The sequence below is a fragment of the Prevotella sp. AM42-24 genome (genome assembly GCF_003461825.1).
Taxonomy (GTDB): Bacteria; Bacteroidota; Bacteroidia; order Bacteroidales; family Bacteroidaceae; genus Prevotella; species Prevotella hominis.
In genome coordinates this window covers 1-9434 of sequence record NZ_QTXV01000090.1, presented here as the reverse complement: position 1 = coordinate 9434, position 9434 = coordinate 1, and the positions used below count along the sequence as shown (strand labels likewise).

6 protein-coding genes and 5 pseudogenes are annotated in these 9434 nt (G+C 38.3%); 8 read left to right on the top strand and 3 right to left on the bottom strand.

Annotation, left to right across the window (positions count from 1 at the left end; translation table 11 throughout):
• From DW917_RS15485 to DW917_RS15460, 6 genes and pseudogenes are all read left to right on the top strand, one after another.
• Positions 1-819, top strand: an 819-nt coding sequence (locus DW917_RS15485) for an RHS repeat domain-containing protein (RefSeq protein ID WP_233524776.1), incomplete at its 5' end; no start/stop codon positions are given.
• A gap of 217 nt (positions 820-1036) precedes the next feature.
• A complete protein-coding gene (locus DW917_RS15480) occupies positions 1037-1483 on the top strand; it encodes a hypothetical protein (protein ID WP_118120163.1) in 447 nt (148 codons plus the stop codon).
• Positions 1452-2153: pseudogene (locus DW917_RS15475) on the top strand (RHS repeat-associated core domain-containing protein); the annotation flags it as partial. The gene DW917_RS15480 and the pseudogene DW917_RS15475, both read left to right, overlap by 32 nt.
• Positions 2140-2625 (top strand): hypothetical protein, encoded by a 486-nt coding sequence (locus DW917_RS15470; RefSeq protein WP_118120161.1) that lies wholly within the window; start codon positions 2140-2142, stop codon positions 2623-2625. The pseudogene DW917_RS15475 and the gene DW917_RS15470, both read left to right, overlap by 14 nt.
• Complete coding sequence (locus tag DW917_RS15465) at positions 2622-3320, top strand: hypothetical protein (protein WP_118120159.1); 699 nt, start codon at positions 2622-2624, stop codon at positions 3318-3320. The genes DW917_RS15470 and DW917_RS15465 overlap by 4 nt, the downstream gene beginning before the upstream one ends.
• 405 nt (positions 3321-3725) lie before the next feature.
• Entirely contained in the window at positions 3726-5555 is a 1830-nt protein-coding gene (locus DW917_RS15460) for an RHS repeat domain-containing protein (protein ID WP_233524777.1), read from the top strand.
• A gap of 588 nt (positions 5556-6143) precedes the next feature.
• Here the strand turns inward: DW917_RS15460 and DW917_RS17850 are convergent.
• Together DW917_RS17850 and DW917_RS17845 are read right to left on the bottom strand one after the other, a co-directional pair.
• A pseudogene (locus DW917_RS17850) lies at positions 6144-6338 on the bottom strand (IS1380 family transposase); the annotation flags it as partial.
• A gap of 28 nt (positions 6339-6366) precedes the next feature.
• A pseudogene (locus DW917_RS17845) lies at positions 6367-6551 on the bottom strand (IS1380 family transposase); the annotation flags it as partial.
• A gap of 147 nt (positions 6552-6698) precedes the next feature.
• Between DW917_RS17845 and DW917_RS15445 the strand changes: the two are divergent.
• The gene (locus DW917_RS15445; RefSeq protein WP_118120156.1) at positions 6699-7136 is read left to right on the top strand and encodes a hypothetical protein; all 438 of its coding nucleotides are present in this window, start codon (positions 6699-6701) and stop codon (positions 7134-7136) included.
• A 26-nt stretch (positions 7137-7162) separates the two neighbouring features.
• A pseudogene (locus DW917_RS15440) lies at positions 7163-7654 on the top strand (RHS repeat domain-containing protein); the annotation flags it as partial.
• A gap of 1537 nt (positions 7655-9191) precedes the next feature.
• Here DW917_RS15440 and DW917_RS15425 read toward each other — a convergent pair.
• Positions 9192-9311, bottom strand: a pseudogene (locus tag DW917_RS15425) (transposase); the annotation flags it as partial.
• Positions 9312-9434 lie beyond the last annotated feature (123 nt).

Sequence of the window (9434 nt, the reverse complement as noted above, 5' to 3'; positions counted from 1 at the left end):
GGCTGGATACAGCATCCGAAGTTCAACGGCAAAGGTGATGTCCCAGGTCCTCCTATCCAATGGAGTGAACCGGAGAGTCCTGACAATGCCCAGCCGGGATATGGTTACATTGCCAACGACACTACGAAAGAAGAGACCTTCTTCTATTACAGTGACCACCTCGGTAGCACGTCTTACATTACAGATGATCATGCCAACATCACCCAGTTCGATGCCTACCTGCCATACGGTGAACTGTTGGTTGATGAACATAGCAGCAGTGAAGAACTGCCGTATAAGTTCAACGGCAAACAGTTCGATGACGAGACAGACTTGTACTATTATGGTGCAAGATACATGGACCCAATCATAAGTTTGTGGTATGGGGTGGATAATTTAACAGAAAAGTATGTGTCGGTAAGTTCGTATACATATTGTAACGGGAGTCCAATTGCGAATATCGATGTTATGGGAATGTTCCCTAAGGGCATTGTTGTAAAACATGTCGAAACCGTTGTTCTGTACCAAGCAGTAGGCTCCGCCAATACGTTAATGGGGATACCCCATGAAGTAACATACTATACCTTTACGGAATCAGCCGCTCACTTATTGTCTTTGGTAGCGAACGTTCCCATTACGTATGTGAAGAATGCAAGGCTTGAAGAATTCATTTCTCAACCCGAAGGCAATTGCATTACAATTGGCGGCTCTCCCAATAATGCACGAATCCTTGTGTCGCCATATTATCTTGATAATAGCAAAGGTGGGCAGGATTATGACCTCTGGTTCCGCCAATTCTCGCACGAGGTGGGACACACTAAGCAGATTGCGCGCGATTAGGGTCTGACAATATATTTGCTTAAAACAATAGCAGGTTATATTAAGGCTGGCAACCACGACGATGCTCTTCGCGAAATAGAGGCTGAGCAAGGGACTAAAATATATAACGCTTTCCGCGGCTTCGTTAAGACACACTTCAAAGCATCTGTCGAGAATTTGTTTAAGAATGACAAACTGAAGGAGAAAGACAAAATCGAACAAATCAATAAATGGTGGAATGAATTCAAAAAACAGACAAGCAATAAAAAATAGAATAATATTGGTAACAATAGTGTTTACACTTTGTGCATGCGACAATCATGATTTCACGTTTGACGAAGAGAAACAGACTTTCTACGTGTATGATATGTTAAGTTTTTATATTGAGCCTGATGGCGAAAAAGAATTATTTTATTCCTATGATATAGAGTTAAAAGAAAAAAAGAAAGAAAAAGGAATTGACACACTTGATCTAAATAATATTTCTTCGAAATATCAAGTGGAGGCATGCTTTCCTAACATTGATACGGTTGTAAATAATCCAAAGCGTGCCGTATTGGCACCCGACACTCGATATAGAGTCTTGCACATGGGAATGGGAAGAGTGTATGGTGTCAAATATTATCAGACAGATTCCACAGGGAAACTAAAAAATGAAGAAGAACCAAAGTCAAGTACAAGGTAAAGAAACTACTCTTGGAGAAAGACCAATACGCATTTATATCTATGAGGCGTTAAACCGACTGATTCATGCTACAGGCAAGGCGAAGAACGCCAGTTACGACATGGCAATGACCTTCGGCAGGATGAGCGAGCCGCTGACGAAGATCCAGAAGGTAGACTCTACGAACACAGCCAAGAGTTATAACTTCGCTTATAAATACGAGGACAGCAACCATCCGACAGCTCCAACGCAGATTGGTAACGATCATTACACATACGATGCCAATGGTAATCCTACACTGGTAACAAATGACTCTACGAATACTACTCGTGAGATGTATTGGGATGAGGATAACCGCCTGATGGTACTCTCTGATAATGGAAAGACGAGTCGTTACACTTACAACGCTGCCGGTGAACGTATCATGAAGAGTTATGGTACGATGGAGGGTGTGTATATCAATGGTGCTCCGCAGGGTATTACCTTCCACGAGACGGATAACTTCACGCTCTCCCCTGCTTCGATAATCAGCATCAATAAGAATCGCTTTACGAAGCATTACTTTATCTGTGATAAGCGCATAGCATCAAGGATAGGAACGGGTCTGTTCAATAACGTCTATGGGCGTAACGGCTCATACGTAACAGCTGGTCAGCAGGACTATGCTGAACGTATGAATCAGATTCAGAAGCTATGATTATAGTGACAAAGGGATCTGGCTACAACCTTCTAATTCAGATGGAACTGTAGATAGATGGTTAGATAATAAATATAACTTAATGAATACATTACAACATGAGTATTTCCATAAACTTGATGATCAAAGAAACACTTATAAAAATCATCTTTTACATGCATCAGTTGATGAGAGAGCCAGTCGTACCAGGACCTTTGCCCATACATCTGACAAATGGAAGCTTAACGTAGCTGCAGAGTTCTCAGAGTATGTAATGAATGCTTATTATCAACCTAACGAGAATACAAAGGCTGATGTAATGAACCTAATAGATAAATTTAATCGAAATAATACTGGAAATATCTTTTTGAAGTTTAATCCGGATGCCAGAATTATGGATATAAAAATTAATAATTTAGAAAAGACCATTAAATATGTACCAAGTATAGATAAGTTTAACTTTATTGTATCAAACAACAAAAAATGAAAAAGAAAATTATAATTATTTGTTTGTTATCTATCTTAGCTTTTTTCATTGGCAAAACAGCTTATGATAGCTTTATGCTTAATTCATACTACAGTCATGGAGATGAACTAATCGCTAAGATAGAAAAATACAATATGGAACGACATACCTATCCTCTATCCTTAGACTCGATAGGAATAAAGGGATATGATTTGGGTGGAGGTCTCATATATAAGAATCTTTCTTTTAGATACTCCTGTGTAGGAATCGGCGATTTCCGTTTATCTTTCTATTATGGTTCATCATTCTATACCTATTCTCCATTATTAAGAAAATGGAGTAAAGACTTAGACTTAGATACCTTAAATATTATTAGAAAGAGTCTTTTCTTGGAGATAAGTAAAATGGAAAAGCAAAAGAAAATGAGACAGGTGTTAAGAATAATACCCCAGAATAAGTTAAAGCAATTTAAGGAGTTTAGCGTATCTGATACAGATTCTATCTATTTTGTACAAAACTATTATACAAATAATGATATAGCAGAAGAAGGCTTTGTAAAAAGAGACAAGGGGACTTTTAGCAGAATAGGAAGATGGAAATTCTATGCTAAAGATGGGAGATGCATTATGGTATCGTATGAAAATAAAAATATTGAAAAAGGATATGTTATAAAGGAAGGTTTTCCACGTAATAATGTTGATTATGTTAGTGAGTAATCGATAAAAAGATAGAGTTATGGAGTGATGTTACTGTAGCTCTCTAAACACTTGACGAGCAATAAACAGGGACGTCAGAGCGTTATAGTTGACAGGATAGGTTACGACAAGGAGGGTCATACGGTCTATACGAAACTCGGTAATGGCACGGAGACTACCTATACCTACGACAAGCAGCGTGAGCGTCTGCAGGTGATGAACCTTACAGCGGACGGTCAGACTGTGATGGAGAACAGGTACCAGTATGATGCTGTGGATAATATCCTGGGCATCACCAATGTCATAGACCCTGCGAAGGCTGGCGGCAAGTCCCAGCTGGGCGGTGCCTTCAGCCATACCTATACCTATGACGAACTAAACCGTCTGATAACGGCAAACGGCAAGGCAAAGAGTGCATCGTATGAGATGGCGATGACCTTCGGACGCATGAGCGAGCCGCTTACCAAGGTGCAGAAGGTGGATTCCACAAGAACGGCACAGTCTTACGACTTCACATACAGGTATGAGGACGACTGCCATCCTACTGCCCCTACGCAGGTCGGCCACGGCCATTACACCTATGATGCCAACGGCAATCCGATATTGGTGGAGAATGACAGCCTCAATACCGAGCGCAGGATGTACTGGGATGAGGACAACAGACTGATGGTACTGTCTGACAACGGCAAGACCAGCCGTTATACCTACAATGCCGCAGGCGAGCGAATCGTCAAGAGCCACGGTGATCTGGAGGGCGTATATATCAATGGCGCTCCGCAGGGAATCTCCTTCCATGAGACAGAGGATTACACCATTTATCCCGCTCCGTTCATTACTGTCACGAAGAACCGCTTCACCAAGCACTACTTCATTGGCGATAAACGCGTGGCAAGTAAACTCGGTGTAGGCAAGTTCAGTAATGTCTATGGCATCAGCGGCAACAACATCACGGCAGGTCAGAAAGACTATGCCGCCCGCATGATGCAGATAGAAAAGCAGCGTGAGGAGTATTACAAGTCCTTAGGCACACCGCCCGGTGTTCCTACGATGAAGGGTGCAACGGCCGATCCCGACAACACGGGTTATGGCTACAACACCATCATCGGAGAACTGGGCGACCACAGTGTGCCCGAAGGTTGGGTGCAACGGCCGAAGTTCAACGACAAGGGAGATGTTCCTGGTCCACCCATCCAATGGAACAAGCCCGAAGATCCCGATAATGCGCAGCCGGGTTATGGTTTTGTCCCTGCCGACACAACCAACGTTGAGGACATCTTCTTTTATCACTCCGATCACCTCGGCTCTACATCATACATTACCGATGCGAAAGCCAATATCACCCAATTTGATGCGTACTTGCCTTATGGCGAACTACTCGTGGATGAACATAGTAGTAGTGAGGATATACCGTATAAGTTCAATGGTAAGGAACTCGACCAAGAGACAGGGTTATACTATTACGGGGCAAGGTATATGAACCCTGTAACGAGTTTGTGGTATGGAGTGGATCCGATGCAGGAAAAATCCCCTTTTATTTCAACTTATGTATATACTTTTAATAATCCTGTTCATTTTATTGATCCAAATGGTAAATGGGGAGAAGATGTTAATGGAAATCTGATAGCAGAAAAAGGAGATAATGCATGGACATTGGCTAAGTATCTTAATACATCTGCCGAGATCTCAACTAAAATGTTGAATGAGCAGGGATATTCTATAAATGAGAACGGCATTTTGAATTTAAAAGTTGGTGATATTTTCAAAGTCGAACGGGAAAGCCCTAAACCCGAAGAAAGAATGGATTTAGGGTTTGTAGGAAATAATATAAGAAAAAGAGCTGGTTCCGAGTTTAGTAAAAATTTATTTGAAAATTATTGGAAAGGAAATGGAGATGTTGAATTATCAGGGGAAAGATTTGCTGGTATTTTACTTTATGTAAAAGAGAATGCTCCCAAGTCTTCCAATCAGACGCCTGTCACTCTTTTAGATGCCCCTAGTGGAAATGTTGTAGGTCATGGTAGTAAAAGAGCTGTTAGCTTTTATTCAAGTTCTGAATACGATAAAGCTTTCGGTACTGCAACCTTATATTATAATTCTAAAGGTAATATAATAGGCTTCTTTGATCATTATGATTTTGACTCGAAACCTTGGGGTGAAAGAAGTGTTAAAAATGAACTTATAACAAGAGCTGTAGAAACAGTTTCCCCTTCAGAGGCTAAGGATTTTAAAATTAGATATGGATATTCAAAAAGATAGATTTATGAGACATCTTACTTTATTTATTTTATGTTTTATTTTCATCGCCTGTGAGAGAGCATCTCTAAAAAGAGCAGAGAATCTTCTTAATTTTTCTCTCAATAATAGTGTGTGCTTTCTACAAAAACATGAATATTGGAATGACTTTAATGGTAATGGCTTCAGGGTAGAAGTTTATAATATTTTAGATATGAACTATATAAGGAATATGTCTGAGAAATCGCATCTTAAATCTTTTAATTGCAATAAAAAGTACGACACAATTAGAAATAGTGAGTTTGGTAAATTTATTAATAACGGTGCAGGTTTCTATAAGACAATATGGAAAGGTGACAATATAGAAACGGTTGTTATAGACACTCTTAATAAAAAGTTTTTATACTGTTATTGCTTTATATAGACAAAATCAAATAAGTTTATCCTCAAATCCGCAATCTATAGGGTTTAGTGGGATTTTGCTAGCAAAGCGACAAAATTCATTTTATTGTACATATTCCTTTCACAACAGAAATGTCGCAGACACAAAATCCCCTTACCCCATAAAGCGACTTGAGGTAATACGCCGGTTTAACCAGAAAAGCATGGTCTTTAACCAAAGTCTGTTTTGAACAGGTTGGCATAAGTCCTGTTGTCTGAATAAATGTTCAATACGTGCCTACGTGACGTCTTAATCCATTTTGCTGGAACAGAGATGAACTTGAACACAAAGGTCTTGATCCTGCTGGTGGCACGCAATCCAAATTCATGGGTCCGCAATCTCTGCATGATGTCCTTGTAGAAGTTACGTTCATTTCATCGAAGATGCGTCCTTGCCGCCACGGAGATATACGCACATCAGAGAACGCAGGATTTCACTGTACTGATAGCCATACAGTGTGCACCTCAATCCCAAGGTGGAATCTATGGTTTGAGCTAAAAGAGCATCAAATTGCTCCATAATAGAAAAAATCCTCCAAAAGGAGTGAGTTTCTCGGATTTTATTTGTATTTTTGCCATGTCATTCAGAGTTTTATTTGTTTTTTAAAGCAACACTAAGATAAGTGAAATTTCTGACATGGCAAAATCCTGAACAACTTATTGTTGCTCAGGTGCTTATAAAAAATATTAAATTATAGTGTTGCGGAAATAAGGTTTAATTCAGTTATGAGGTATAAGATATTATCAATCTTTGCAATAGTTTTTATCTTCACTTGTTGTAATAGATATATTGACCATTTCAAGATAGAAGGGTATTGGCGTATTATTAAAGCTGATGATTCGTCTAAAGGAACAGTGATATGTATAAGTAAAGAGAAAGATGTTTATGTAGGGAGAATCTATAAAAAAAATGATAATAAATATGTCAAGTTATTAGTTGATAGTAATGACGTTTTGTTCACTTCTATATACAAATTATCTAAAGTACAATATAAATTTGTAAAAACAAAAATAGGTGCTAAGCTGCTATCAGATTATGGATTATCTACAGAACTAGAGTATTCTGCTATGACAGATAATGCTGATACTTTGAAGTTAATAAGAAAAGATAATTATACACATACCCCAGATATTATATTAGTGAGGTATAAGTATACCCTCTAGAGCCTTGACACAACAGGAATGGACGTATCATTGACACACTCGGCAACCATGATGTGCCACAGGGTTGGATTCAGACTCCACGCCCTAACACCACACCGAATACTAACCCTGGTCCACCTGTAAGCTGGAATGATCCGAGTAACCCTGATGACCCGCAGGCTGGTTATGGCTACATCCCTAATGACACTACAAAAGAGGAAACTTTCTTCTATCACAGTGATCACCTTGGCAGTACGTCTTACATTACGGACGACAGAGGTAACATCACCCAGCATGATGCCTACCTGCCATACGGAGAGTTGCTGATGGATGAACATACTTCATCTGAGGATATGCCGTATAAGTTCAATGGTAAGGAATTAGACCAGGAAACTGGACTGTATTATTATGGGGCGAGGTATATGAATCCTGTGTCATCACTGTGGTATGGAGTGGATGCTTTTACAGAGAAATATCCAAGCATTAGTGGATATGTTTACTGTGTTGGTAAACCGATAAAGTTTGTTGAACCTGATGGAAATAAAATTGTCTTTGTAAATGGGAAAATAGGCTTTGGTTCACCTCCTGCAGGAGAACAATACTGGAATGGAAGAAAGTCTCCATTTATCCAAGGTGCCATAAAATACTGGAATGATAAAGAAATCTTTTTTACAGATAAAGATTATAAACCTTTATCAAGTGCAAAAAGCCGTATTAGCGCTGGTTACAGATATGCCGAAGATAATATAAAAAAAATAGTATCTGGTTTAAAACAAGGAGAAACATTCAAATTTGTAACTCATAGTATGGGAGCAGCATTTGCTGAAGGTATTGCAAGTTATCTTATAGGTCATGGGTATAGTGTAGAAGAAATTGTACATATTAACCCTTTTCAAGCTGCAGATATTACAACCAATGCATCCCCAAACGTAAAAACCGTAGATTATCAAAATTCAGATGATTGGGTCATAAATAAAACTCCTTTTGTGAGTTCTCCTGGAGATATACAAAATGCAGACTATCATATTAGAGAAAAATCAAATGATTCTGATTTTGCGACACGCCATAGAAGTCCGATAGATTCGCAAGGGAAATCATTTTGGAATAACCTTTTAAAAAGAACAAAAGGACCGATTATAGATAGTTCTGTCAACCTTCCGAATTTAAATATATCTAGCGCTATACTTTTCAAGTCAAAGAGATAATTATGAAAAAATCTTTAAAAAAATATTATTGGCTAATTGTGGCTATAGTTCTTTTTTGGTGCATTTTAAACAAAAGCTTACTTTTACTGATATCCTTAGGGTCACAAAGTAAAAGTACAAGCAATGGAATATTCTTTATGTCTATATTTCCAGATTTTGTTAGTTTAATAGCTTATCTTATATTTCTCTGGGAGAGTATATATAAAATAACTCATGAATGACTCTTTAAACGAATAGATAATCTTTCAATTAAAGCATAATTATGAAAAAAATGTTCTTAAAAGGATACTGGTTTACCATTTCTATAATTTTAGTTTGGTGCATAGTCTGTAAAAGTTTATTTTTATGTAAATTCATAAAATATACAGATGACTGGCAATATTTTGCGGAAGACATTTTACCTGATATCGTGAGTTTTATTGTCTATTTTATATTGCTATGGAAAGGGATTAAGAAAATCGACTGCAATAAGTAAAGGTAGTTACAATCGGGCAAAAAGACTTTCCATTGCAATAAAGTGAAACATACACAAGGCACAGGAGTCTTACTGCTTTGTGCCTCCATAATCATTTTGATAATGGAATAAAATAAGCTATATTCGGACTACTAGTAGTTTGCTGAAATTTGCAGATTTTCAAGAACATAACTTGTCGAAAATCTACACGACTTAACGATGCGCATCATTAACATCTAACGATGCGCATCATTAGACCTCAATGAGGGTGTGTCATAAGCCTGTGACGCACCCTTTTTTGTGTGTCTTTCTGTATATTTTAGTTGAATCGTAGTCTTTCTTTACAAGGGGAATCTTATTATATTGTATAGAAGCTTTACTTTTCTTGTTTTATCGATAACAAAACTGCGCAAAACTGTCCTTTCCGAAATGCCTGAATCGCTTGTAATGCATGCCTGCCTTCATCTGTCCAAACGCAGCTTCTGGCTCTATCGGTCTCTGACTCCTGTGCTTCATACCTTCCTCTGACGTCAACAGCAAAAATGCTTCCTTTTTCATAATCCAAATGTTTTATTCAATTATTATTTTATGTAAGCAAGTAAAAGAGTAAGGGGAGGGGCGAATCCCTAACCCTATGTTTTACAGTTCATTATCTTCTCC